At 49.7% G+C, this 352-nt stretch carries 1 pseudogene; it reads right to left on the bottom strand.

Annotation, left to right across the window (positions count from 1 at the left end):
* Window positions 1-352: pseudogene (locus tag ACKTR5_RS11785) on the bottom strand (hypothetical protein); the annotation flags it as partial.

Below are 352 nucleotides of genomic sequence, written 5' to 3'. Positions count from 1 at the left end.
CGTGTAAGGCCCCGACAGTGCGTCGCTCCGGTACAGTCGAATAACTAGATCACGTTCACGGATCCATAAATAATACCGGCCATTGATGACATTAACATTCGGGTCAATCGGGCTACCCTTGACATAATTTGCGACCACCTTTTGACTGGTTGCCATGTCAATGCTGCCGGTGTCCGGGTCAAAATCGACAACGAACAAATCGAAATCTTGTTCAGTCCCCTTAGGTGGCGTCTGTGCGTAGACGATGTGCCAGCCGTTCTTGTCATTGACCCACTCTGGCGCCCAGGTCATACAACCTGGTTTGTCAATCGGATAAGACAATTGATCGAACTGTTCCCAGTCTTTTGTGCGA

The organism is Furfurilactobacillus entadae (assembly GCF_045862745.1).
GTDB lineage: Bacteria > Bacillota > Bacilli > Lactobacillales > Lactobacillaceae > Furfurilactobacillus > Furfurilactobacillus entadae.
The sequence above is the reverse complement of the archived record's forward strand: the minus strand, read 5'-3'. Positions and strand labels throughout refer to the sequence as shown.